Consider the following 25,163-nt stretch of genomic DNA (forward strand, 5'->3'; position numbering starts at 1 on the left):
CGCACCAACCGTCGCGGCGCAATCTATTGCGCATCCATCAGCGATATTACCGCTGCAGGCATGCGCGATAAATCGCGCCGCGACGAAATGTGCCTTAGCTAAGCCGCCGTTGTGGCGGCTGGGCTACTTCACAGCTGCGGGCCGGCCTGCACCAGCGCTTTGCCGGCATCGTTGTCGGTGTACTTATCGAAATTGGTGATAAAGCGCTGCGCCAGCGCTTCGGCAGCCTGCTGCCAGGCGGCGGCGTCAGGCCAGCTGCGGCGCGGATCGAGAATGGCATCGTCCACCTGTGCCAGCGTGGTGGGCACCTGCAGATTAAACACCGGCAGCGTCACGGTCTCCGCTTCATCCAGCTCACCGGCCAGAATCGCGTTGATGATAGCGCGCGTGTCTTTCAGCGAAATGCGCTTGCCGCTGCCGTTCCAGCCGGTATTCACCAGATAGGCCTGCGCGCCGGACGCCTGCATACGTTTCACCAGCACATCCGAGTACTGCGTTGGATGCAGCGTCAGGAACGCCGCGCCAAAACAGGCGGAGAAGGTTGGGGTGGGCTGCGTCACACCGCGCTCGGTGCCGGCCAGCTTGGCGGTAAAGCCGGACAGGAAGTGGTACTGGGTTTGCTCTGGCGTCAGACGCGAAACCGGTGGCAATACGCCAAACGCGTCGGCGGTCAGGAAGATGACCTTCTTCGCGTGGCCCGCTTTCGACACCGGCTGCACGATGTTTTCGATGTGCTCGATCGGGTAAGACACGCGGGTGTTTTCCGTCTTGCTGGCGTCGGCGTAATCGACCGTGCCGTCGGCGCGCACCACCACGTTCTCCAGCAGCGCATCGCGGCGAATCGCGCGGTAAATCTCCGGCTCAGCCTGCTCTGACAGATTGATGGTTTTGGCGTAGCAGCCGCCTTCGAAGTTAAAGACGCCGTCGTCGTCCCAGCCGTGCTCATCATCGCCAATCAGCTGACGATCCGGATCGGTAGAGAGCGTGGTTTTACCGGTACCGGACAGGCCAAAGAACACCGCCACGTCGCCCGCTTTGCCGACGTTGGCCGAGCAGTGCATTGAGGCGATACCCTTCAGCGGCAGCAGATAGTTCATGATGGCGAACAGGCCTTTTTTCATCTCGCCGCCGTACCAGGTGCCGCCGATCAGCTGCATGCGTTCGGTCAGGTTAAAGGCGACAAAATTCTCGGAATGCAGCCCCTGCGCCTGCCAGTCCGGATTGGTGCACTGCGCTGCGTTCATCACCACGAAATCCGGCGTAAACTCAGCCAGTTCGGCTTCAGTCGGACGGATAAACATGTTTTTGACGAAATGCGCCTGCCACGCCACTTCCATCACGAAACGCACGCTGAGGCGGGTGTCCGGGTTGGCGCCGCAGAAGGCGTCAATCACAAACAGACGCTTGCCGGAAAGCTGTTGCGTGCAGCGATCTTTCAGCGCCTGCCAGGTTTCCTGTGACAGCGGCTGGTTGTCGTTCTTGCCGTTGCCAACATCGTTCCACCACAGCGTGTCACGCGTGGTGTCATCCCGCACGATGTATTTATCTTTCGGCGAACGTCCGGTGAAGATGCCGGTATCCACGGCAATGGCACCGCTCTGCGTCAGGGTGCCGCGCGCGTAACCTTCCAGCTCCGGGCGGGTTTCTTCCTGAAATAACGTGGCGTAATCAGGGTTGTACACCACCTCGGTGGTGCCGCTAATTCCGAGCGTTTCGAGGTCTTGCGATGTCAGGCCGTTAACGCGCATGTGACTGCTCCTTAAATCGGTACTTCATGGCATTTTTTATGAGGGTTTCTGCGTCCTGCTGCGCATAGCCGCACAGGGCAGATCGCGCGCAGTGTACACGTCTGAGCGAGGTGGAAAAGTGAAGAGAGTTAAAAATGCGAGCTGGAACGTGACAAGTAGAGAAATCTGCCACTTATGAAACTAAAGTTAGCGTAAATTAGTTAATTTCCGTGAAAAATCATAGCGCTACGCCGGCGGAAAATACGGGCGGCGTCACCGCCCGTTTGCTGATTAATGCAGTTGATCGCTATTGCCGGAGGGAGCGTTACGAATAGCAGCAATATCCACGGCGTCGTACACATAGTGCGTGCCGCAGTAGTCGCAGTGCATATCGATTTTGCCGTCTTCGACCAGAATCTCATCCACTTCCTCTGGCGGCAGCGTTTTCAGCACTTCACCGCAGCGTTCGCGCGAGCAGGTGCATTTGAAGCTGACCGGCGCCGGATCGTAAACCGTGGCTTCTTCCTGATGATAGAGACGCCACAGTACGTCAGTCGCGGGCAGCTCAATCAGCTCTTCGCTCTTCACGGTTTCGGTTAACGTGGCCAGATGGTTAAAGTCATCCAGGTTGGGCTCCTGCGCGGGCAGCACCTGCAGCAGAATACCGGCTGCGCCTTTCTCGCTGGTGCGAATGAACAGGCGGGTTGGCAACTGCTCGGAACGCATGAAGTAATCTTCCAGACAGCCCGCCAGCGTATCGGCTTCCAGGCCGACCACGCCCTGATAGCGCTCGCCTTTCTCAGGCGAAATGGTGATCACCAGATAGCCGTTACCCACCATCTGCTTCAGGCTGCTGCCGGCGGCAATCTCCGCATCCTCTTTCAGGCGCGCCACGCCGCGCAGCTCCTGGCGGTTATTTCCGTTGATCACCGCCATGCTCAGCGGGCCATCGCCCTGCAGCTGCACGGTGATGTCGCCGTCAAATTTCAGCGTGGCGGTGAGCAGGCTGGTGGCGACCAGCAGTTCGCCCAGCAGCGTTTTGACCGGCTCGGCGTAGTCGTGGTTCTGCACGATGTCGCGCCAGGTTTGAGATGCGTTGACCAGCTCGCCGCGCACGGCGACGTTTTCAAACAGGTAACGATGCAGTTGATCTTGAACAGACATAAGGTTTCTCTCGTGGGGGCGCGAGTTATTCATCGCCCGACAATTTAAATTTCAGCAGATCGCGGCGCTCTTTTTTATCCGGGCGACGATCGGGATGCGGCATGGTCAGGGCATTCATTTTGCGCGCCAGCGCGTTCTTTTCGCGCTTTTCGATGCTGGCGGCCGTCTCCGTGTACATCTGCTGCGCTTCGCTGGCCGGACGCCGCTGGTCGCCGATGGCGGTAATGATTACCGTGCGCTCATCGTTGCCCTGACGCAGCGTCAGCTCGGCCTGCAGTTCGACCACTTTGCCCGGTTTGCTGCGCTGGCCGTTGTAATGCACTTTGCCGCCTTCAATCATGTCGCGAGCCAGCGCGCGGGTTTTATAGAAGCGCGCGGCCCACAGCCATTTATCAAGGCGGACGCCTTCACTGGTTTTCTCTTTCATTGCGGCTCCTGCTGTTACGCTGCGTCGCGCCGTTTGGCGATCGGTCGCACACGGTCGCATGACGCCGGAAAGATGGATCGGGCCGGTGCCGGATACCCAAAGGTATGGGTACAACGTGATAAATCAAGGGCGAGGTACCGTTGCGGACTGCCGATCCATCGCCAATCCCTTAAGCGTAATCGGCATTTTGTTTTCCGCCCTGAAAAACAGGGCGACAGGGTAGCACAGAAGGCGGAGGGTCAGAACAGCGAGCGCACGCTCTGCATAGTGCTGAGGTTGTGGTTAAAGCACTTGTCGTAATACTGCTGAATCTGCGCCATACGCAGGCGGTTGCGGTGGATGCGGCGCAGCGCCAGCAGGCCGTTGCTGACGGCGCTGACAATCAGCACCAGCATCAGCAGCGCGGTGCCCAGATAGCGCCACTGCGCCATGGCGTCGGGCTCGTTGTGCAGGGCGATATGGCGCGTGCCGTTGGCATCGGTGGTAATGCTGGTAATGATACCGCTGGCGGCAAATGGCGTGTGCAGCAGCATGCCGGACAGGCGCTGCAGTTCGTGCCACTGCGCTGGGGCGTCGAGATCGAACAGCGCCACCGACGGCTGCGGCTGGTTCACCATCTGCCGGCCTTCATCGCTAATGATCAGGAATCCGCCCGGCGGCGGGCTGTTAAGGGTTTCCGCCGCGCGACGCGTCTCCCGCGAGAAGAAGGTCGAGGTGGCGGTGTTCACCAGATTCTCCAGCGCTTCGGCGCTAACCGGGCGCAGCAGCACGTTCATGCCGTTGAGCTTGCCGGAATCCGCACGGTGAATCAGCGTATCCCAGTCTTTCGCATTACCGAGGTTGACCAGCGCATTTTTCAGGCGCACGCAGTCCTGCTGCTGGCTGCACAGCTGCTGGGTTTTCAGCACCAGGTCGGAGAAATCATCCAGCAGGATCATGCCTGATTTCTGAATCGCCGACGCCAGCTGCGGGTTCAGTTTCGGGTCGGTGTTGGTTTCCGGATGCAGCTGCTGCGTGGTGGTCTCCAGCAGCGCGGCGGCTTTGTCGATGATGTCGGACTGCGGCAGCGGCAGCGGCGCAGCGTTGTTCCAGTAAATCGCCGAGCAGTCGAACGGCATGTAGCCGTAGCTGCGGTTGCTCTGGTAATTGCCCGGAACCGAGCACATGCCGGTGCCGCTCACTTTCAGGCTATCGCCAATGTGCAGCGGCAGGGCAGTGAGTTTATCGACGCTGTTCACTTCCACGCTCTCAGTCCCTTTTAGCCAGGCGAGGCTGAGTTTGATCGGCATGCTGAGCGGAATCCAGCTCACCAGCATCACCAGTACCAGCAGCGAACCGCACGCCAGCACCAGGTTTTTACGCCAGCGCTGTACCGGGAAGTTGCGGACTTCATCCTGCAGCGACAGGAAGCGCCCCTGGCGTACCACCTGACGATTCAGGTAGATATCCACATCTGTCACCTGGCCCAGGTCGTGCGCCACATAAGGCTGCCAGTGTGCCGGATAGATTAAGTCGATGATGCCGAGCGAGATGTTGCTCTGCTCCTGATTGGATTCGCCAAACAGGCCCCAGCGCTTCGGTGCACCGCGCAGACAGTGCACATCGCGCAGCCCTTTTTCACCGGGGAATCGATACATAAACCACAGGCTGACAGCGACGATCGCGCCGGCGGGCAGCGCAATCCACAGCATCAGGCTGCCGGGCAGTACCAGGCTGAGGAAAAACAGCAGGAAGGCGCAGCAAATGGCGCTCGCTTCACGCGTGCCGTCGGCGCGCGACAGCTGATACTCTTCCGGCGACTCTTTGCGCACCTGCAGCAGCTCGACGTTTTCGCTCTCCTCTTTACGAATCGAAGCGTTGGTCGACATCGGCCGCACCAGCGGCGGTAGCGCCGGTTGTTCCACCGCATAGTTCACCAGCGAGTGGCCGTTGAGCGAGATCACCAGCGGCAGGGTCTGGGTACGGATCAGCTCGACGTAGTTTTCTTCAGCGATGTACTGCTCCCACAGCGGCGGCAGATGCACCTCGACTTCATCCAGGTAGTAGCGCCATTTGTGGGGATCGTCAGTGGAGAGGCCGTAACGGGTGATGGAGCGGGTAACGGGATAAACATTATTGCTCTGTGCGGTCAGCGCCAGCGCTTCGGGTTCCCGTGACGATCGGGTCGATCGCCCGCCGCTGTGCTGACGCGCTTTACCCAGCGACGCAATATACTTCTCAACGGCAGCGCGTTCTTCATCGGTGAGTTTACGGCAGGGCGGACTGATAAACGGCAGTGGTTTCGCCAACGGCGGACGATGCCGCATAGCGTACCAGTAGCCGATTCCGGCCACTAACGAACAGGCCAGCATGACAGCCAGAATGACGATAAGAGTGCTCATGCTTTGCTCAATCCAGCCAAAAAACTGCCGTCACGTTTACGATGTGCTCCCGGTAAAACCTGCAATACGAGTCAATTTTGGCGAGCAGAAGTCATTCTGACAAGAGGCAAATGAAACAAAATACCGCGCAAAATCATTGTATTATAAATTTGTTAGATTATTCCTTAACGGGATGGTACTCACAAGTCCCTCAATTAAACATCGGTATTATCCGAATTTGCTGCTACCCCGTTGACTTATTGTGAAAATCTTACTGTGCAGATAACAAGAAGTTGTTAGCGGCAGCGAACAAATGTATGTCACCATGATTGACCCGCGCTGCGTGTCGCACAATGCCGCGGGCTTCGGTATGCTGACGTCATCGCGTTTCACAAGGCTGTGCTAAGTTTGAGGCTGATATGACCACTCCCCTGAAAAAACCTGACATCCTCAACGTGGAAGCGGTGGCCCGCTCCCGCCTGTTTACCATCGAAGCGGTTGATCTCGCCTTCAGCAACGGTGCGCGTCGCGTCTATGAGCGCATGAAGCCCTCCGATCGTGAAGCGGTGATGATTGTGCCGATCATTGGCGATGACGTGATCCTGATCCAGGAGTACGCCGTCGGACTGGAAACCTATGAGCTGGGCTTCCCGAAAGGTTTAATCGATCCTGGTGAAAGCGCTTTTGAAGCCGCCAACCGTGAGCTAAAAGAAGAAGTGGGCTTTGGCGCGCATCAGCTGGAAGCGCTGGGCAAACTCACCATGGCGCCGTCCTATTTCTCCAGCAAGATGAATATCGTGGTAGCTGAAGGGTTGTACGAAGAGAAGCTGGAAGGGGATGAGCCGGAGCCGCTGATTGTACGCCGCTGGCCGCTCAGCAATCTGCTGGCGCTGCTGGAAGAGCCGGATTTTCGCGAGGCGCGTAACGTCAGCGCGCTGTTTATGGTGCGTGAGTGGCTGGTGAAGCAGGGGCGGTTGAGTTATTGAGGACACCTGGCGGCGCAATAAAAGGCGCGGAAAGTCGCACGGGGTAAAAACAAAAAGCCGGGGATTTCCCCCGGCTTTTTTGATCAAAACAGTTCGTGGCTTTCACCGTTGTCCATGATGGTGGTGCCCACATCATGCACCGAATACTCGGTCGGCTGGGTGCCGTTAATGAAGTACTCCTGACGGGTGTTGCCGCCACCGTTGGCCAGCTTGCCGGTGCTGCGGTCAATGGTCACCGTCACCACGCCGTCCGGCGGTGTCAGCGGCTGCACCGGCACACCATCCAGCGCCACTTTCATGTAATCATCCCATGCCGGCTGCGCACTCTTCGCGCCGCCTTCGTAGCCGGAGATCTGATCCGGAATCGCACCCGATACCGTGGTGCGTCCCAGCGCGCGCGAATCATCGAAGCCAATCCACACCGACGTCACGACGCCCGGACCATAACCGGAGAACCAGGCGTCTTTGGAACTGTTAGTGGTACCGGTTTTGCCGCCGATATCGTTGCGCTTCAGATCGCGGCCGGCACGCCAGCCGGTTCCCATCCAGCCCGGTTCACCGAAGATGTTAGAGTTCAGCGCGCTCTTGATCAGGAACGCCAGCGGCGTGTTGATCACGTGCGGCGCATACTGCTGATCGCCGGCCGGCTGCGGCTGCGCCGGTACCTGCTCCAGCTCGGGCTGCGGCACGGTCTGATTCTGCTGCTGATTCGAGGTGGCGACGTTTTCCACGCTCTCTTCATTCAGCGCCACCGACTTTTTGGTGTCGCCATAGATCACCGGCAGATTGCACTGCGGGCAGGCGATCTTCGGCTGCGCCTGGAAAATCACGCCGCCCTGTTCGTTCTCGATCTTCGCGATGAAGTAAGGATCGACCAGGAAGCCACCGTTGGCCATCACCGCATAGCCGCGCGCCACCTGCATTGGCGTGAAGGATGCGGCGCCCAGAGCCAGCGACTCGGTATGGATAATGTTCTGCGCCGGGAAGCCAAAGCGCTGCAGATACTCAGCGGCGTAATCAACGCCCATGGCACGCATCGCGCGCACCATTACCACGTTTTTCGACTCACCCAGCCCCTGGCGTAAACGAATCGGACCCGCATAAGTCGGCGGCGAGTTTTTTGGTCGCCAGTCTGCGCCGGCACCGGCATCCCAGCGTGAAATCGGCACGTCGTTGAGGATGGAGGCCAGCGTCAGGCCGCGGTCCATGGCGGCGGTATACAGGAACGGCTTGATGTTCGAGCCGACCTGACGCAGCGCCTGGGTGGCGCGGTTGAACATACTCTGGTTGAAGTCAAAACCGCCCACCAGCGCGCGTACCGCACCGTCTTCCGGATTAAGCGACACCAGCGCCGAGTTCACCAGCGGCACCTGTCCCAGCCACCATGCATCCCCGACTTTACGTACCCAAATCTGCTGGCCAGCCTGCAGCACCTGAGTGACGCTGCGCGGCGTCGGGCCCTGCAGGGTGTCGGATTTATACGGACGCGCCCAGCGCACGCCGGCTAAAGTCAGCGAAACGCTGCTGCCATCTTTCAGCATGGCGGTGGCTTCGTCGGCGCTGGCGCTGGTGACCACGGCGGCATTCAGCGGACCGTAGACCGGCAGATTTTTCAGCGTATTGACGATGCGGGTGTGATCCCAGCTGGCTTCACCCACTTTCCACAGCACGTTGGTCGGACCGCGATAGCCGTGACGCATATCGTACGCCATCACGTTGTTACGCACCGCCTGCTGTGCGGCTTCCTGCAGATGGCGGGTCACGGTGGTATACACCTTGTAGCCATCGTCATAGGCGCTGTCGCCGTAGCGTTTCACCATCTCCTGACGCACTAACTCGGTGAGATACGGTGCAGAGAAGGCAATTTCCGGGCCGTGATAGCTGGCGGTCAGCGGCGTGTTGCGCGCGTCGTTATACTGCTGCTGCGTGATGTAGTTCTGATCCAGCATGCGAGCCAGCACCACATTACGGCGCGCCAGCGCACGGGCATGGGAATAGAGCGGGTTAAAGGTCGACGGCGCTTTCGGCAGGCCGGCGATCATCGCCATCTCACTCAGCGACAGCTGATCGACCGGTTTACCGAAGTACACCTGCGCCGCCGCACCGACGCCGTAAGCGCGATAGCCGAGATAGATTTTATTCAGATACAGCTCAAGGATTTCATCCTTACTCAGCAACTGCTCGATGCGAATCGCCAGGAAGGCTTCCTTGATTTTACGCATCAGCGTGCGTTCAGGGCTGAGGAAGAAGTTACGCGCCAGCTGCTGCGTAATGGTACTGGCGCCCTGCGAGGCGTGGCCGGAGACCAGCGCGATGCTGGCGGCGCGGAAAATCCCCACCGGATCGACGCCGTGATGCTCATAAAAGCGGCTGTCTTCGGTGGCGATAAACGCTTTGATTAGCTCAGGCGGCATCTGTTGCAGGGTGAGCGGGATACGGCGCTTTTCACCGTACTGGGCGATCAGCTCGCCATCCGCGCTGTAAACCTGCATCGGGGTTTGCAGGCGCACATCTTTCAATGTGTTCACATCAGGCAGCTGCGGCTCTATGTATTTGTACAAACCATAAACCGTGCCGGCTCCCAGCAAAATGCAACACACTGCAAGGATCAATAAATACTTTACGAACTTCACCTGAGAATTCCCATCTGTTGGCGTTTGGGCAGTTTATAAACAATCGCGCGGTAGTATAAAGGCAAGCCTGACGCTTTGATATACCCGTCAATCTTCATGCAATGCGGGTAATCATCCTTTTCCCTGTAACGATAAGGAGATCGCGCGCATGGCTTTTCAGCGCTGGCAAATTGGACTGGACATCCAGAACGGGCAACTCTGCGCCCTTGGCATTGAACGACGCCGTCACGGATGGCAGCTGCGACACTGGTGGCAGCAGCCGCTGCCGCACGATACGTTACGCAACGGCGTGTTGCAAACCTCGCCAGTGTTACAGGAGATGTTGGTGCGCTGGCAACGTCATTTACCCAGGCGCTACTCACTGCGCGTTGGCCTGCCGCCGCAGCTGGTGCTGCAGCGTACGCTGCCGTTGCCGCAAACCTCACTGCGCGAGCCGGCGCTCAGCCGCTACGTTAACGCGTCCGCATCACGCCTGTTCCCGGTCGAAGCCGCCTCGCTGTCGCTGGATTACCGGCTGGGCGGCAGTGCCAGCCAGCTGCACGTCACCGCCGCGCGCCGCGACGTCATCGCCCAGTGGCTGGCGCCGCTGCAGCAGGCCGGACTGCGCCCCGACGTGTTTGAGCTGAGCAGTCTGGCACTGACGCAGATCGCCATGCGCGTTCCGCTGCGCCCGCATCAGTTGCTGATCCATCCGCTCAGCGACCACTGGCTGTGGACGCTGGCCGGCGAAAATAGCGCCTGCGGCGCGGCGACCGAACTCCTGACGCTCGCCCATCTGCGTGACACCTTTCCCCAGGCACAAACGGTGTTCTGCACCTCACCGCAGGCGTTGCCGGAGGCGGAAGTACAGCGCTGCAAGCCGCTGGCGCTGCTGCATTATCTGCAACCGCCGCTACCGGCAGAGGCGGGCGCGCTGGCGATTGCGCTAGGCCTGGCGCTGCGTCCGGAGGATTACTGATGCTGGCGGTCAATTTGCTCCCGTGGCGGGCACAGCAGTTGCTGCTACGCCGCCAGCACAGTGTGGCGCTGCTGGTTGCCGTGCTGCTGGTAACGCTGTTACTCACGCTGCTGCTGTGGTGGCGCGCTGAACAGCGGCTCCAGCATGCAGCCCGGCAGCACACCGATATGACCATACAGCTCCAGCAGATCCAGCAACGGCTGGCGCAACAGCAAACGCTGATGGCGCAGCGGGATGACCTGTTACGCAGGCAGCAGGCGCAGCAACAGCGGCTGCAGCAGCATCAACGCTGGCAGCAGTTCTGGCAGCAACTGCCCGCGCTGATGCCGGAGACGCTGTGGCTGAGTCGCGTGGAGCGGCGTCAGGGGCAACTGGTGCTGGACGGTCTGGCGCAGAGCCTGGCTGACGTCAGCGCGTTCCGCCAGCAGCTGCAGACGCAGCCGCTGTTTGCGGCGGTGAAGCAGGGCAGCGTACAGCGTCAGGCGCAGGGGGATTACCGCTTCGCGCTGCGCGCCCGGCTGCAGGAGGCGACCGATGAATGAGCTCATCCAGCGCTGGCTGCAGCTGGCACTGACGTGGCGGATAGCCAGCCTGCAGCTGCTGGCGCTGCTGCTACTCGGGCTGGCGTGGCTACTGCTGCTGCGTCCGCAACAGCAGCAATTCAGCACGCTGCAACAGCAGCTGTCACAACTGGCGCAGCAGCACCAGCAACGTCAGCAGCAGCTGGACGCGCGACCGGCCATCGAACAGCTCCAGGCGGAGATCGCAACGCTGCAGCCAGCGGCAACGGCGGCGTCCGTATCGTTAGAGCAACTGGTGGCGGCGCGCGGCAATCAGCTCGAGGCCTGGCATCCGGACAGCCAGCCACAGCAGCTGGCGCTGCGCCTGAGCTGGCCGCAATTTCTGCCGCTGTTCAGCGGGCTGGCTGCGACGGCGTTAGCGGTGCCACAGCGTTTTCAGCTGCAGGCGGAGCAGGGCGTGTTACACAGCGAGTTCTGGCTGGAGAGTGACGATGCGGAGTAGCGCACTGGTGTTACTGCTGTGCAGCAGCTGGGCGCTGGCGCGCGATCCGTTCCAGCCGCTGACTGCCAGCCAGTGTCAGGCGCCCGCTGCCGTACCGCAGGGCTGGCGATTACAGGGCATCATTGGTCGCGCGCCGCACTTTGTGGCCTGGCTGGTTTCACCGCAGGGCAAACGTCAGCGGCTGAGTGCACCAGCTGCTTTTCCGATGGCACCGTGGCAGGTAACGCAGCTCAGTGCACATACGCTGGTACTGAGTGCCCCGCAGAGCTGTCCGCCGCAGCACATTACATGGGTAATAAAAGGAGGATTTTATGAAAAGGATGATGCTGCTGCTGTGGCTGGCGCTGAGCAGTCCGCTGCACGCCGCTGATCAGCCCCTGAGCCTGGTATTTGATGATGCGCCGGTCGAGCGCATTCTGCAGGCGCTGGCTGACTATCAGCAAACCAACCTGCTGATCGCGCCGGGCGTGGAGGGGCGGCTGTCGCTGCGACTCGATAACGTCGGCTGGGAGCGCGCACTGGCGCTGGTCACGCGGCTGGCGAAACTCACGGTGATCCAGGAGGAGGGTGTGCTGCTGGTCTATCCGGAGAGCTGGCAGCAGCGACAGGCACAGCAGGCACAAGCGGAGCGTGAAGAGAAGCAGCTGCAGGCGCCGCTTGAGCAGCGCACCGTCACGCTGCACTACGCCAGCGCCAGCGATGTTTACCGCAGCCTGCAGGCGGAACGCTCGCTGATGACGCCGCGCGGCAGCGTGACGGTGGATAGCCGTACCAACAGCCTGTTGCTGCGGGACAGCGCGCAGGCGCTGCGCGACACCGAGCGCTGGCTGCAGGCGCTGGATCTGCCGCTGGAGCAGGTGGAGCTGTCAGCGCACATTGTTACCATCAATGAAGAGCATCTGCGCGAGCTCGGCGTCAGCTGGAGCACCGCACCCGGCGATGTCGTCACCGGGGCGCTGCGCAATCCGCAGCTGCTGGTGCCGCTGACGGTGAGCAATCCGGCGATACGCGCCGGCATCACGCTCGGACCGATGAGTGGCGAACTGCTTAACCTGGAGCTGAGCGCGCTGGAGCAGGAGAACCAGATCGAAATCATCGCCAGCCCGCGGCTGTTTACCTCACACCAGCAGACCGCCACCATCAAGCAGGGCACCGAAATTCCCTACGAGGTGAAATCCGGTAACAGCGGTGCGACGGCGATTGAGTTCAAAGAGGCGGTGCTGGGCATGGAGGTGACGCCAGTAGTATTGGGCAACGGGCGTATTCAGCTCACGCTGCGGCTGAGCCAGAACATGCCGGGTCGCAGCCTGACGATGGGGGAAAGTCAGGTGCTGAGCATTGATAAGCAGGAAATCGCCACTCAGGTGACGCTGCGCGACGGTGAAACGCTGGCGCTGGGCGGTATTTTCCAGCAGCAGCGCACCCAGGGCGAAAAGCGCGTGCCGTGGCTGGGCGAGGTGCCGCTGCTCGGCAGTCTGTTTCGTCAGCAGACCGACGAGCGCAAAAAACGTGAGCTGGTGATCTTCATCACGCCGCGACTGGTCAGGGAAGCAGCGCTTACCGCCGGATAAAGCGGAAAATTCGCTCCATATGACCAACTGCGTTGACGCAGGGCAGGAATTAGCATACAAGGTTTAGCGATTTTAAAACGGTGTAACGGAACGCGGCAGGATAACCTTCCGGCGGGTGTCAGTGACAAGCGATACTGGCATCGAAAGAAATATGCCCGAATTTTGGGTGGTACAGGACGTCAGCAACGGCACCTATTCCACAGTTTACGCAGGTAAGCTGTCGGGAGCGACAGGCCCAGCCAGCGCACCTGTAGCGCGCACAAGGATGGCAAAAAAGGAAGAGCGTTACCGTCTCGCGAACCACAGACCGGTCCTGTTTGAAGGTCGCCGGGGGCAATTTATTCGGTTGCCAAACGGCCATGAGTGTTGAGATAATTTTCCGTCTGACTCTTGCTAACGCTCATGAGGTCTCAGTTCCTGTCCCGCCAGCAATGTGCTGAACGCGGGGTATCATCAACGAATTCTTAGTAATACCGACAAAATGGCAGAGAAACGCAATATCTTTCTGGTTGGGCCGATGGGTGCCGGCAAAAGCACTATTGGTCGTCAGTTAGCTCAGCAACTCAATATGGAATTTTTCGATTCCGATCAGGAAATTGAGCGACGTACCGGAGCGGATGTAGGCTGGGTATTTGATGTGGAAGGCGAAGCCGGTTTTCGCGATCGTGAAGAGAAAATCATCAACGAGCTGACCGAGAAACAGGGCATTGTCCTGGCGACCGGTGGCGGCTCCGTCAAATCCCGTGAAACCCGTAATCGTCTCTCCGCCCGCGGTGTGGTCGTCTACCTCGAAACCACCATCGAAAAGCAACTTGCCCGCACTCAGCGTGATAAAAAGCGTCCGCTGCTGCAGGTTGACGAACCGCCGCGCGAAGTACTGGAAGCGCTGGCTGGCGAACGTAATCCGCTTTATGAAGAGATCGCTGACGTCACCATTCGCACTGACGATCAAAGTGCAAAAGTTGTCGCCAATCAGATCATCAACATGCTGGAAAAAAATTAATCCAGCACCCTGAGGGCTCAGCAATAGGTATCGGTCATCATGGAGAAGATCACTGTCTCACTGGGGGATCGCAGTTACCCCATCACCATCGCTGTCGGACTGTTTAACGATCCGGCTTCTTTTTGGCCGCTGAAAGCCGGCGACAATGCCATGCTGGTGACGAATCAGACGCTGGCACCGATCTATCTGGACAAACTCGCGACGCTGCTGAGCAACGCCGGGGTGAAAGTGGATCTGGTGATTCTGCCCGACGGTGAGCAGTACAAAACGCTGGCGGTGATGGACGAGGTTTTCACCGCGCTACTGCAGAAGCCGCACGGCCGTGACACCACGCTGATTGCGCTGGGCGGTGGCGTGATTGGCGATCTGACCGGTTTTGCTGCCGCCAGCTACCAGCGCGGCGTACGCTTTATTCAGGTGCCGACCACCTTGCTGTCGCAGGTTGACTCCTCGGTCGGGGGCAAAACTGCGGTGAACCATCCCCTCGGTAAAAACATGATCGGTGCTTTCTACCAGCCGGCTTCGGTGGTGGTTGATACCGACTGCCTCACTACGCTGCCGCCGCGCGAGCTGGCCTCCGGTCTGGCGGAAGTGATCAAATACGGCATCATTCTCGACGGTGAATTTTTCCAGTGGCTGGAGCAGAATCTTGATGCGCTGCTGGCGCTGGATAACACTGCCATGGCTTACTGCATTCGCCGCTGCTGCGAGCTGAAAGCCGACGTGGTGGCGGCCGACGAGCGTGAAACCGGCCTGCGTGCGCTGCTCAATCTCGGTCATACTTTTGGCCATGCGATTGAAGCGCATATGGGTTACGGCAACTGGTTGCACGGTGAAGCGGTTGCGGCAGGCATGGTAATGGCGGCGCGCACTGCTGAGCGTCTGGGTCAGTTCAGCGCTGCCGATACTGACCGCATTATTGCGCTGCTGCAGCGTGCTGGCCTGCCGGTTAACGGCCCGGCCAGCATGACGGCAGAAGCCTATCTGCCGCACATGATGCGCGATAAAAAAGTGCTCGGCGGCGAGCTGCGTCTGGTGCTGCCTCTCGCTATTGGCCGCTCCGAAGTGCGTGGCGGCGTGGCGCATGATATGGTGCTGGCTGCGATTAACGATTGCAAAGTATCTTGATTATCCCCGGACTACGTCGGGCTGCTGTCCGGCGGGGAACAGTGAGCAGTGATGCGGCACGTGGGAAGCGTGCCGTTTTACGGAGGAGGCTAAATGGATGAGTTCAAACCGGAAGACGAGTTAAAACCTGACGCCAGTGACCGCCGTCCCACGCGGCCTCGCAAATCGTCTTCTGCGCCGAAAGCGAAAGTACCGGTTTCCCGTCAGCATATGATGATGGGCATCGGCATTCTGGTGCTGCTGATTCTGGTGCTGGGCATTGGCTCCGCGCTGACCGGCCCGGACGAGAAGAAACCGGCCAGCAACAGCGCCAGCACCGGTAGCGCGGCACCGGCTGGCGGCGGCAGTGAAAAGAATATCGACCTGTCAGGTTCAACCGCCATGAGCGGCCAGCAGAATGCCACGCCGTCGGCTGAGGGCAGTGCGCCGCAGAATACCGCCGGTAACGCCGCACCTGCCGGCAGTGACGGTCAGTCAATCTCCATGCCGTCTGTCTCCTCCACGCCGACTCAGGCAGCACCGGTTGACACACCGGCCAACCAGCAGCGCGTAACGCTGCCGGGCGATCTCAATACCGCGCTGAACAATCAGCAGGGTTCCGTTGATGCCGCGGCGCAGGGCGCACAGGGCAACAGTTCGCTGCCTACCGCACCGGCAACGGTCAGCGGCAGCGCCGGCAAAGCGGTCACGCCGCCGGCGGTACGCGCTGAGACGCCACCGCGCAGCCTCGGTGCCAGCAGCAGCCACAAAACCCCGGCTGCCAGCAAACCGGCTGCAGTGAAAGAGAACAAAACGCACACCACCACCGCGCACAACAGCGCACCGGCCAGCAGTGGCGGTGCCAGCAAGTCGCTGCCATCGGGCGGCAACTACACGCTGCAGCTGAGCGGTGCGTCGAAAGAAGCGAGCCTGAACGCCTGGGCGAAGAAACAGAATCTGAGCGGTTATCACGTGTATAAAACCACGCGTAACGGCCAGCCGTGGTACGTGCTGGTGAGCGGCGCTTATGCCACACCGGCCGAAGCCAAACGTGCAGTAGCTTCACTGCCGGCGGAAGTGCGTGCGGCGAACCCGTGGGTTAAACCGCTCAGCCAGGTGAAGAAAGAGAGCCAGTAAGTGATGTGGGGCCGCGCTGCTGCGGCCCCGTTCTAAGCGCAGATCTGCTGTCGGTTTCGCCACAGCCAATAATTAAGATGTAATAGCCACGACAGCATGAAGAAAAATCGCGCTTTCCTGAAATGGGCCGGAGGGAAATACCCGCTGCTTGACGATATCCGTCGTCATCTGCCACAAGGTGATTGTTTAATCGAACCTTTTGTCGGCGCCGGTTCCGTATTCCTCAACACCGATTATGACCGTTATCACCTGGCGGACATCAACGGTGATCTGATCAATCTCTACAATATCGTCAAAACGCGCACCGCCTCGTTTATTGAAGACGCGCGCCAGCTGTTCAGCGCCAGCGGCAATACGGCGGAAACCTATTACGCCCAGCGTACGGCGTTCAACGCCAGCACGGATACCTATCAGCGCGCCGTGCTGTTTCTTTATCTCAACCGCCACGGTTACAACGGCCTGTGCCGTTACAACCTGCGCGGTGAATTTAATGTGCCCTTTGGTCGCTATCGTAAGCCGTACTTCCCGGAAGCCGAACTGTTATGGTTCGCCGAGCGCGCGCAAAAAGCCACCTTTGTCTGTGAATCGTACGATGTTACTCTGGGCAACGCCCCTGCAGGCTCAGTGGTTTATTGCGATCCGCCGTACGCGCCGCTGTCGGCGACGGCTAATTTTACCGCTTACCACACCAACAGCTTTAGCCTGCGTGAGCAGCAGCATCTGGCGGAACTGGCCAGTAAGCTGGCGCAGGAGAGCCGCATCCCGGTACTGATTTCAAACCACGATACCCTGCTGACGCGCGAGTGGTATCAGCATGCGGATTTACACGTAGTTAAAGCCCGGCGTTCCATCAGCCGAAGCATAAGTGGTCGCACTCAGGTTGACGAACTGCTGGCGCTTTTCCGCTAGCCTGTTTCGTCCGCGACCAACGCATCACGCCAGCTCCGGCTGGCGCACAAAATTGGGAGATTCGGATGAAACAATTTTTACTGGCCCCATCAATCCTTGCCGCTGATTTTGCCCGCCTGGGCGAAGATACCGCTAAAGCGCTGGAAGCCGGTGGCGACGTGGTGCATTTCGATGTGATGGACAACCACTATGTTCCCAATCTGACCATGGGGCCAATGGTGCTGAAAGCGCTGCGCGATTACGGCATCACCGCGCCCATCGATGTGCATCTGATGGTCAAACCGGTCGATGCGCTGATTCCGGAATTCGCCAAAGCGGGTGCCAGCTTCATTACTTTCCATCCCGAAGCCAGCGAGCACGTTGACCGTACGCTGCAGTTGATCAAAGAGCACGGCTGTAAAGCCGGTCTGGTGTTCAATCCGGCAACGCCGCTCAGCTATCTCGATTACGTGATGGATAAGCTCGACATCATTCTGCTGATGTCGGTCAACCCAGGCTTCGGCGGCCAGTCCTTTATTCCGGGCACGCTGGATAAACTGCGCGAAGCGCGTCGTCGCATTGACCAGAGCGGTTACCAAATCCGTCTGGAAGTGGATGGCGGCGTGAAGATCGATAACATCGGTCAGATCGCGGCGGCCGGGGCCGATATGTTTGTTGCCGGCTCGGCGATCTTCGGTCATCCGGATTACAAGAAGGTGATCGATGAGATGCGCAGCGAACTGGAGAAAGTTAATGGCTCATTTCACTGATATCCGCGCGCTGGCGTTCGATCTCGATGGCACGCTGGTGCACAGCGCGCCAGGCCTGGCACAGGCGATCGATCTGGCGCTGGCCGATTTGCAGCTGCCGCCCGCAGGCGTTGAGCGCGTCTCAACTTGGATTGGCAACGGTGCGGACATCATGATGGCGCGGGCGCTCAGCTGGGCGCTGGGCCGTGAGCCGCAGGCCGACGAGCAGCGCGACGCGCGTGCGCTGTTCGACAAACATTACGCCGCGACGGTGGAAGCCGGCAGTACGCTGTTTCCACAGGTGCAGGAGACGCTGGCTGCGCTGCACGCCAGCGGTCTGCCGCTGGCCATCGTCACCAACAAACCTACACCGTTTGTTGCTCCGCTGCTGCAGTCGCTCGGCATTGCCGACTACTTTTCTCTGATCATCGGCGGCGATGATGTGGTGGTGAAAAAACCTCATCCGGCGGCGATTTTCCTCGTTCTCGGCCGTTTTGGCGTGCTTCCAGGACAATTGCTGTTTGTCGGTGATTCGCGCAATGATATTCTCGCTGCCCAGGCGGCGGGCGTGCCGAACGTTGCGATGACCTTCGGCTACAACTACGGTGAGCCGATTGCCACCAGCCAGCCCGATTTAACTCTCGATACTTTTAGCGAACTTTTGCCCGTTCTCGGGCTGTGATTATCAGGACATAACATGAGCAAACCCATCGTTTTCAGCGGCGCCCAGCCTTCCGGTGAACTGACCATTGGCAACTACATGGGTGCGCTGCGTCAGTGGGTGCAGATGCAGGATGATTTCCACTGCATTTACTGCATCGTCGATCTGCACGCCATCACCGTTCGTCAGGACCCGGCCGCGCTGCGCAAAGCCACGCTGGATACGCTGGCGCTGTACCTTGCCTGCGGTATCGATCCGGAAAAAAGCACCATCTTCGTGCAGTCGCACGTACCGGAGCACGCGCAGCTGAGCTGGGTATTGAACTGTTACGCTTACTTCGGCGAACTGAGCCGCATGACGCAGTTCAAGGACAAATCGGCACGTTACGAAGAGAACATCAACGCCGGTCTGTTCGATTATCCGGTGCTGATGGCGGCCGATATTCTGCTGTATCAGACTAACCAGGTACCGGTCGGCGAAGATCAGAAGCAGCACCTTGAGCTGAGCCGCGATATCGCCGCGCGCTTCAATGCGCTGTACGGCGACGTGTTTAAAATTCCTGAGCCGTTTATTCCGAAGTCCGGCGCGCGCGTGATGTCACTGCTGGAGCCGACGAAGAAGATGTCGAAATCCGATGACAACCGCAACAACGTGATTGGTCTGCTGGAAGACACCAAATCGGTGGTGAAGAAGATTAAGCGTGCAGTGACCGACTCGGAAGAGCCGCCGGTTGTGCGTTACGACATCAAAGAGAAAGCGGGCGTGTCTAACCTGCTGGATATCCTGTCAGGCGTGACCGGTAAGTCGATTGCGCAGCTGGAGCAGGAGTTCGAAGGCAAAATGTATGGTCACCTGAAAGGCGCGGTGGCAGATGCTGTGTCTGAGATGCTGACTGAGCTGCAGGAGCGCTATCATCGTTTCCGCAATGACGAAGCGTTCCTCAACCAGGTGATGCGCGATGGCGCAGCGAAAGCCCGTGCGCATGCCCAGGAAACGCTGAAGAAAGTGTATGACGCCGTAGGCTTCGTGGCGCAGCCATAAGCCGGTTTGCCGGGGCGCAGCACAACGCGCCCCGCAGGCTTTACTTCACCCGATGCAGCGTCAGCTCTGCGCCATCCCAGAATAGCCGCGCATTGCCGTCGGCCAGCACGCTCAGTACCGCGCCCGGTGCCGGTCCCCACGCCTGATTGCCACAGTGCACGTTGAAGCCATAGCGAAAGCTGAAATCACGATCCTGTCCGGCCCCGCTGGCGGCGCTCAGGCGCGGTTTTCCCTGGCAATTGTCGGTCGCCGGATTGATGCCGCGTTCGGCAGTACCGCGCGTCCAGCTAATCGCATTGGGTTTAAACGCCACGCGCGCGCCCATAAACTGCGGATCGTTTTTGATGTAAATCTGGCCGTTCTCCTTTTTCGGCGTCACGGCAACCACCTGCCATTCGCCCGTGACCGTTGACCACGTCACCGGGGCGGCACTCACCGCCACGCTCAGCGGCATCAGCAGCGCCGCGGCCAGAGAAATAATGCGCATGGAAACTCCTTGTGATTGATTTGGTTGCTCAGTCTGGCGGCAAAGCGCAGCGCTGTACAGTGTTTTACCGCATCAGAACCAGCGCAGCTGCGTACGCAGGCTGACCACGCGGCCCACAATGATCAGCGCCGGACTGGCAAACTGCTGTGCCAGCGTCGCCAGCTCCTGCAGCGTGGCGCAGGCGACGCGCTGCTGCGGCGTGGTGCCGTGCTGCACGATAGCCACCGGCATCGCTGCGTCCATCCCGTGCCGTAACAGCTGCTGCTGAATGTCGGCCGCCTGGCTGAGGCCCATATAAAACACCAGCGTCTGCTGCTCCGCCGCCAGTTTGCCCCACTCCATTTCGCCGTGCTGCTGCAGATGGCCGGTGACGAAGCGCACGCTCTGGGCATGGTCGCGGTGGGTGAGGGGAATACCGCTGTAGGCGGCACAGCCGGAGGCGGCGGTGATGCCCGGCACTACGCTGAACGGGATGTTATGCTGCGCCAGCACCTCCAGCTCTTCGCCGCCGCGGCCAAAAATAAAGGGATCGCCGCCTTTGAGGCGCACCACACGCTTGCCGCGCTGCGCCTGCTCCAGCAGCAGCTGGTTGATTTGTTCCTGCGGCACGCAGTGATGGCCCGCCTGTTTACCCACGAAGAGGCGTTCGGCATCGCGCCGCACCAGATTAAGAATCGGCTCCGATACCAGCCGGTCATACACCACCACATCAGCCTGCTGGATAGCCTGCAACCCTTTCAGCGTCAGCAGACCGGCATCACCCGGCCCGGCACCCACCAGCACCACTTCGCCCTGCTGCGTCAGCGGCGCCGCAAACAAGGCATCGACCTGTGCGGCAGCGCGTGCCCGATCGCCGTTGGCCAGCGTTTGGGCCAGCCGATCGCTGGTAAAGAAGCGCTCCCAGAAGGCGCGGCGTGGCGCCATGGCGCTAAAATGCTGCTTCACGCGCTCGCGCAGTGAGCCCGCCAGCGCAGCCAGTTCGCCGAGATGCTGGGGCAGCATCGCCTCCAGCTTCTCACGCAGCAGACGCGCCAGTACCGGCGCGCGGCCACCGGAAGAGACGGCGATCATCAGCGGCGAGCGGTCGACGATCGACGGCATAATGGCGCTGGCCTGCTGCGGCGCATCCACCAGGTTACAGAAGAGGCGGCGCTGTTCGGCGGCGTCAGCCACCTGCTGATTGACGGCATCATCGCTGGTGGCCGCAATCGCCAGCCAGCACTCATCCAGCCAGTCATCGGTAAAGGCGCCGTGCAGTAACGTCACTTTTCCCTGTTGAGCCCACAGCTGAAACGCCGGGGAAAAATCCACTGCGCCGACGTACAGCTCTGCGCCGGCCTCCAGCAGCAAACGCGCTTTGCGTTCAGCCACATCGCCTGCGCCAACCAGTAAACAACGCCTGCCTTGCAGCCGACAAAACAGCGGAAAGTAATCCATAACGAATCCTGAAAAAAAGCCCGCACGGTGCGGGCTGTGGAAGGGATTATACCGATTTCAGCGGCGAAGCCTGGGCTTGCGTCTGCGGGCGCTGCGCCTGCGGCGTGGCATACCAGTAGCCGAGACCCATCAGCACCATGCCGGAGAACATATTGCCGAGCGTCACCCACAGCAGGTTGTGGCCGATGCCGCTCAGCGTCAGGTCGGCGCTGTGCTGACCAAACCACGACAGCGCAAATACCGTCATGTTGGCGATGGAGTGCTCGTAACCGGAGGCGATAAACGCCAGCAGGCACCACCAGATAGCGATGAACTTCGCGGCCCCTTCGCTGCGCACCGCCATCCAGATCGCCAGACACACCAGCCAGTTGCACAGCGCGCCTTTAAAGAACAGCGCCATCGCCGTCTGCGTGGTTTTCGCCAGCGCCACGCTGTGGATCAGCGAACCGGCGTTCGGCAGCAGCGCACCAGCGGCGTAGTAGTAGAGCAGGGCGACAAACACCGAGCCGATCAGGTTACCCAGCCAGGTTTGCGGCAGCACGCACCACATCTGACCGTGGCTGATGGTACCGGCCTTGACGCCCACGGTGAGGAACATGGTGTGACCGGTAAACAGCTCGGAACCGGCGATGATGACCAGCGTCAGGGCAATACCGAAGGTGGCGCCCATCAGCAGTGGACGATACGCCGGGTCCGCCAGGTTGCCGAGGGTGAAGATCAGGATGATCGCCAGGCCAACATAAGCGCCGGCCATCGCCGAGCCAATCCAGAAGGACAGCGGGCTGTGCTGCGCGGTGCGTACAATGCGCGCCGCATTGGCGGCGCAGGTGTTCAGGGTGTCAGAAAACATAGTGACGTCTCATAAAGTGAAGGAATTCTGTCAGGCGCAGACTTCGACCTGGCCGTTGCTGACGCGCACCGCATAGCTCGCCACCGAGCGGCTTTCATCTTCCAGACAAACGCCATCGCTCAGGCGAAAACGCTGTTTTTTCAGCGGGCTGGCGACCCACAGCGTGTGCTGGTGTTCGGCGATCAGGCCGCGCGATAACACGCTGGCTTCAGCAAACGGATCGATGTTGCTCAGAGCGTACAGCTGCGCATCGTCGCGCGGGCGAAAGATGGCGATCTGCTGGCCGTTAACCAGCGCGCACACGCCGGTAGCGGGCAGGATTTGTGTGAGTTCACACACGGTGTACCACTGGCTCATGCGTCAGCCTCCTCGATCAGGGTAATAGCGATGCGCTCCGCCGGACGCGCCGGGCGATGCTGCTCGCGTTCACTGACGTGCTGCACCAGCGGGTCGCGCTGCGGGCTGTTAATAAACGTGGCGAAGTGCGCCTGCTGCTGCGGGTCGTTAACCGTGGCGGTCCATTCACAGCGGACGTCAGCGCGCAGACGCGCCAGCTCCTGCTCCAGCTGCGCATTCAGACCGAGCCGGTCGTCGATAATCACGCTGCGCAGATAGTCGATGCCGCCGTCCATGCTCTCCAGCCACAGCGAAGTGCGCTGCAGGCGGTCGCCGGTGCGGATGTAAAACATCATGAAGCGGTCGAGATACTGCAGCAGCGTGTCGCGGTCGAGGTCAGCCGCCAGCAGATCGGCGTGGCGCGGTTTCATGCCGCCGTTGCCGCACACGTACAGGTTCCAGCCTTTTTCGGTGGCGATGACGCCGACATCTTTGCCCTGCGCTTCGGCGCATTCACGGGTACAGCCAGAGACGCCAAACTTCATCTTGTGCGGCGTGCGGATGCCTTTGTAGCGGTTTTCCAGCTCAATGCCGAAGCCGAGGCTGTCGCCAACGCCATAGCGGCACCAACTGCTGCCGACGCAGGTTTTCGCCATGCGCAGCGCTTTGGCATAAGCCTGTCCGGTTTCAAAGCCGGCGGCAATAAGTTGTGACCAGATGGCCGGCAGGTCGTCGCGCTGCGCCCCAAACAGGCCGATGCGCTGTGAGCCGGTGATTTTGGTGTAAAGGTTGTACTGCCGCGCCACTTCGCCCAGCGTCATCAGCCCCTGCGGCGTGATTTCACCGCCGGCGGTGCGCGGAATCACCGAGTAGGTGCCATCTTTCTGGATGTTGCCGAGATAGAGATCGTTGCTGTCCTGTAGCGGCGTGTGCTGCGGCTTGAGGATGTATTCGTTCCAGCAGGAGGCCAGCAGCGATCCGACGGTCGGTTTACACACTTCACAGCCGTAACCCTGGCCATACTTCGCCAGCAGCGCGTCAAACGACTTGATCTCCTCCACGCGGATCAGGTGATACAGCTCCTGGCGCGAATAGGCGAAATGCTCGCACAGGTGATGATTGACTTCGATGCCCTGACGGCTCAGCTCAGCGTTCAGCACTTGCGTAATCAACGGGATGCAGCCGCCGCAGCCGGTACCGGCGCGGGTTTCGGCTTTCAGCGCCGCCACGGTGTGGCAACCCGCCTGCACCGCGTTAACGATATCGCCTTTGCTGACGTCAAAGCAGGAGCAGATTTGCGCGCTGTCCGGCAGCGAATCGACGCCCAGCGCCGGTTTTTCGCCGCTGCCCGCCGGCAGAATCAGCAGCGCCGGGTTTTCCGGTAAGGCGATGTGATTGAGCGCCAGCTGCAGCAGATTGCCGTAGTCGCTGGTGTCGCCCACCAGCACCGCGCCGAGCAGAGTTTTGTTGTCTTCGCTGACGATCAGGCGCTTATACACGTGCTGCTGTTCATCGAGCCAGATGTAACTGCGCGCGCCCGGCGTGCGGCCGTGCGCATCGCCAATGCCGCCGACGTCCACGCCCAGCAGCTTGAGTTTGGCGCTCATATCGGCACCGGCAAAGACGCTGTCACGCCCGACCAGCGCATCGCTGGCGACCTGCGCCATTTTGTAGCCCGGCGCCACCAGACCGTAAATCCGATCCTGCCAGGCGGCGCATTCCCCAATCGCGTAGATCGCCGCATCGCTGGTCTGGCAGCGATCGTTGATGGCAACGCCACCGCGCTGGCCGAGCGCCAGGCCGCATTGTTGCGCCAGCTTATCCTGCGGACGAATGCCGGTGGAGAACACGATGAAGTCGACGTCGAGCGCGCTGCCATCGGCGAACTCCAGCGTTTTACCGCCCTTAGCGTGATGCACAATCTGCCGGGTATTTTTGCCGGTATGGACCTGCACGCCCATCTGTTCGATCTTACGCCGCAGCTGTTCGCCGCCCTGCGTATCCAGTTGTTCCGCCATCAGCACCGGCGCAAACTCAATCACGTGCGTTTCAATGCCGAGATTTTTCAGCGCGCCCGCCGCTTCCAGTCCGAGCAGACCGCCGCCAATCACCGCACCGCGTTTGCTGCGGCGCGCGCAGGCTTCAATGGCGTTGAGATCTTCGATGGTGCGATAGACAAAGCAGTCGCTGCCCTCCGCGCCGGCGATCGGCGGGATCCACGGATAAGAACCGGTGGCCAGAATCAGCGTGTCGTAATGCACCGCACGACCGGTGTTGGAGTGAATCAGCTTTTCCTCACGGTTGAGGGTAATGGCGCGCTCGCCGAGCAGCAGATTGACCTGATGCTTTTCGTAGTAGCCTTCGCGCACCAGTGAGAGTTCTTCGGCGGTGTGGTGGGAAAAATAGGCGGAGAGATGGACGCGGTCATAGGCGACGCGGGGCTCTTCACAGAAAACGGTTATCGCGAACTGCTCAGGGGCGGCTTTGTCGATCAGTTCTTCGATAAAGCGGTGGCCAACCATGCCGTTGCCAATAATAACGACACTGTGCTTGCTCATGCTTGCCTCAAAATTTGCGGGATCTGCGCCTACCTTAGCGCGCTGTTTCTGGCGCTTATT

23 protein-coding genes are annotated in these 25,163 nt (G+C 60.1%); 13 read left to right on the forward strand and 10 right to left on the reverse strand.

The annotated features are described in order from the left end of the window. Positions 1-128: 128 nt before the first annotated feature. The 4 genes from pckA to H7K56_RS18190 form a co-directional block, all read right to left on the reverse strand. The gene (pckA, locus tag H7K56_RS18175; RefSeq protein ID WP_150360750.1) at positions 129-1,748 is read right to left on the reverse strand and encodes a phosphoenolpyruvate carboxykinase (ATP); all 1,620 of its coding nucleotides are present in this window, start codon (positions 1,746-1,748) and stop codon (positions 129-131) included. A 270-nt stretch (positions 1,749-2,018) separates the two neighbouring features. Then, positions 2,019-2,891: an Hsp33 family molecular chaperone HslO gene (gene hslO, locus H7K56_RS18180; protein ID WP_021507412.1), complete on the reverse strand. Its 873-nt coding sequence runs from the start codon at positions 2,889-2,891 to the stop codon at positions 2,019-2,021. Positions 2,892-2,916: 25 nt separating this feature from the next. Then, a complete protein-coding gene (gene hslR / locus H7K56_RS18185; protein ID WP_150360749.1) occupies positions 2,917-3,318 on the reverse strand; it encodes a ribosome-associated heat shock protein Hsp15 in 402 nt (133 codons plus the stop codon). Between the two features lie 239 nt (positions 3,319-3,557). Further along, complete coding sequence (locus H7K56_RS18190) at positions 3,558-5,699, reverse strand: intracellular growth attenuator family protein (protein ID WP_150360748.1); 2,142 nt, start codon at positions 5,697-5,699, stop codon at positions 3,558-3,560. Between the two features lie 398 nt (positions 5,700-6,097). Here H7K56_RS18190 and nudE point away from each other — a divergent pair, with 398 nt between their 5' ends. Further along, a complete protein-coding gene (nudE, locus tag H7K56_RS18195; RefSeq protein WP_021507415.1) occupies positions 6,098-6,664 on the forward strand; it encodes an ADP compounds hydrolase NudE in 567 nt (188 codons plus the stop codon). A gap of 83 nt (positions 6,665-6,747) precedes the next feature. Here the strand turns inward: nudE and mrcA are convergent, their stop codons facing one another. Then, positions 6,748-9,297 (reverse strand): peptidoglycan glycosyltransferase/peptidoglycan DD-transpeptidase MrcA, encoded by a 2,550-nt coding sequence (gene mrcA / locus H7K56_RS18200; RefSeq protein ID WP_031279687.1) that lies wholly within the window; start codon positions 9,295-9,297, stop codon positions 6,748-6,750. 148 nt (positions 9,298-9,445) lie between these two features. On the opposite strand from mrcA, the gene pilM reads away from it, so the two are divergent. The 12 genes from pilM (at position 9,446) to trpS (ending at position 19,435) form a co-directional block, all read left to right on the forward strand. Further along, positions 9,446-10,255, forward strand: a complete 810-nt coding sequence (pilM, locus tag H7K56_RS18205; protein WP_150360747.1) for a type IV pilus biogenesis protein PilM — start codon at positions 9,446-9,448, stop codon at positions 10,253-10,255. Beyond that, positions 10,255-10,797: a PilN domain-containing protein gene (locus tag H7K56_RS18210; protein WP_058770966.1), complete on the forward strand. Its 543-nt coding sequence runs from the start codon at positions 10,255-10,257 to the stop codon at positions 10,795-10,797. Before pilM ends, H7K56_RS18210 begins: the two co-directional genes overlap by 1 nt. Then, on the forward strand, positions 10,790-11,278 hold the full coding sequence (locus H7K56_RS18215; RefSeq protein WP_058770967.1) for a HofO family protein: 489 nt from the start codon (positions 10,790-10,792) through the stop codon (positions 11,276-11,278). Before H7K56_RS18210 ends, H7K56_RS18215 begins: the two co-directional genes overlap by 8 nt. Continuing rightward, positions 11,268-11,648: a HofP DNA utilization family protein gene (locus tag H7K56_RS18220; protein ID WP_150360746.1), complete on the forward strand. Its 381-nt coding sequence runs from the start codon at positions 11,268-11,270 to the stop codon at positions 11,646-11,648. The genes H7K56_RS18215 and H7K56_RS18220 overlap by 11 nt, the downstream gene beginning before the upstream one ends. Then, a complete protein-coding gene (gene hofQ, locus H7K56_RS18225) occupies positions 11,590-12,849 on the forward strand; it encodes a DNA uptake porin HofQ (protein WP_150360745.1) in 1,260 nt (419 codons plus the stop codon). Before H7K56_RS18220 ends, hofQ begins: the two co-directional genes overlap by 59 nt. Before the next feature lie 481 nt (positions 12,850-13,330). Further along, the gene (gene aroK / locus H7K56_RS18230) at positions 13,331-13,852 is read left to right on the forward strand and encodes a shikimate kinase AroK (protein ID WP_010617392.1); all 522 of its coding nucleotides are present in this window, start codon (positions 13,331-13,333) and stop codon (positions 13,850-13,852) included. A gap of 39 nt (positions 13,853-13,891) precedes the next feature. Beyond that, positions 13,892-14,980, forward strand: coding sequence for a 3-dehydroquinate synthase (gene aroB / locus H7K56_RS18235; RefSeq protein WP_150360744.1), 1,089 nt, complete (start codon positions 13,892-13,894; stop codon positions 14,978-14,980). A 93-nt stretch (positions 14,981-15,073) separates the two neighbouring features. After that, entirely contained in the window at positions 15,074-16,096 is a 1,023-nt protein-coding gene (locus tag H7K56_RS18240; protein WP_150360743.1) for an SPOR domain-containing protein, read from the forward strand. 96 nt (positions 16,097-16,192) lie between these two features. Further along, on the forward strand, positions 16,193-17,005 hold the full coding sequence (gene dam, locus H7K56_RS18245) for an adenine-specific DNA-methyltransferase (protein WP_021507424.1): 813 nt from the start codon (positions 16,193-16,195) through the stop codon (positions 17,003-17,005). Between the two features lie 65 nt (positions 17,006-17,070). Further along, entirely contained in the window at positions 17,071-17,754 is a 684-nt protein-coding gene (gene rpe / locus H7K56_RS18250; protein ID WP_021507425.1) for a ribulose-phosphate 3-epimerase, read from the forward strand. Beyond that, positions 17,738-18,415, forward strand: coding sequence for a phosphoglycolate phosphatase (locus H7K56_RS18255; RefSeq protein WP_021507426.1), 678 nt, complete (start codon positions 17,738-17,740; stop codon positions 18,413-18,415). The genes rpe and H7K56_RS18255 overlap by 17 nt, the downstream gene beginning before the upstream one ends. A gap of 15 nt (positions 18,416-18,430) precedes the next feature. Then, positions 18,431-19,435, forward strand: coding sequence for a tryptophan--tRNA ligase (gene trpS, locus H7K56_RS18260; protein ID WP_058770971.1), 1,005 nt, complete (start codon positions 18,431-18,433; stop codon positions 19,433-19,435). Between the two features lie 40 nt (positions 19,436-19,475). On the opposite strand, the gene H7K56_RS18265 is transcribed toward trpS, so the two are convergent. From H7K56_RS18265 to nirB, 5 genes are all read right to left on the reverse strand, one after another. Continuing rightward, on the reverse strand, positions 19,476-19,922 hold the full coding sequence (locus tag H7K56_RS18265; protein WP_058759299.1) for a hypothetical protein: 447 nt from the start codon (positions 19,920-19,922) through the stop codon (positions 19,476-19,478). Positions 19,923-19,994: 72 nt separating this feature from the next. After that, positions 19,995-21,359 carry a siroheme synthase CysG gene (gene cysG / locus H7K56_RS18270; protein WP_150360742.1) on the reverse strand — a complete coding sequence of 455 codons (1,365 nt, stop codon included), beginning with the start codon at positions 21,357-21,359 and terminating at the stop codon, positions 19,995-19,997. 46 nt (positions 21,360-21,405) lie between these two features. Further along, the gene (nirC, locus tag H7K56_RS18275) at positions 21,406-22,209 is read right to left on the reverse strand and encodes a nitrite transporter NirC (protein WP_150360741.1); all 804 of its coding nucleotides are present in this window, start codon (positions 22,207-22,209) and stop codon (positions 21,406-21,408) included. A gap of 30 nt (positions 22,210-22,239) precedes the next feature. Beyond that, the gene (nirD, locus tag H7K56_RS18280) at positions 22,240-22,566 is read right to left on the reverse strand and encodes a nitrite reductase small subunit NirD (protein ID WP_021507431.1); all 327 of its coding nucleotides are present in this window, start codon (positions 22,564-22,566) and stop codon (positions 22,240-22,242) included. After that, positions 22,563-25,103, reverse strand: coding sequence for a nitrite reductase large subunit NirB (gene nirB / locus H7K56_RS18285; protein WP_150360740.1), 2,541 nt, complete (start codon positions 25,101-25,103; stop codon positions 22,563-22,565). The genes nirD and nirB overlap by 4 nt, the downstream gene beginning before the upstream one ends. Positions 25,104-25,163 lie beyond the last annotated feature (60 nt).

The organism is Pantoea dispersa (assembly GCF_014155765.1).
Classification (GTDB): Bacteria; Pseudomonadota; Gammaproteobacteria; order Enterobacterales; family Enterobacteriaceae; genus Pantoea; species Pantoea dispersa.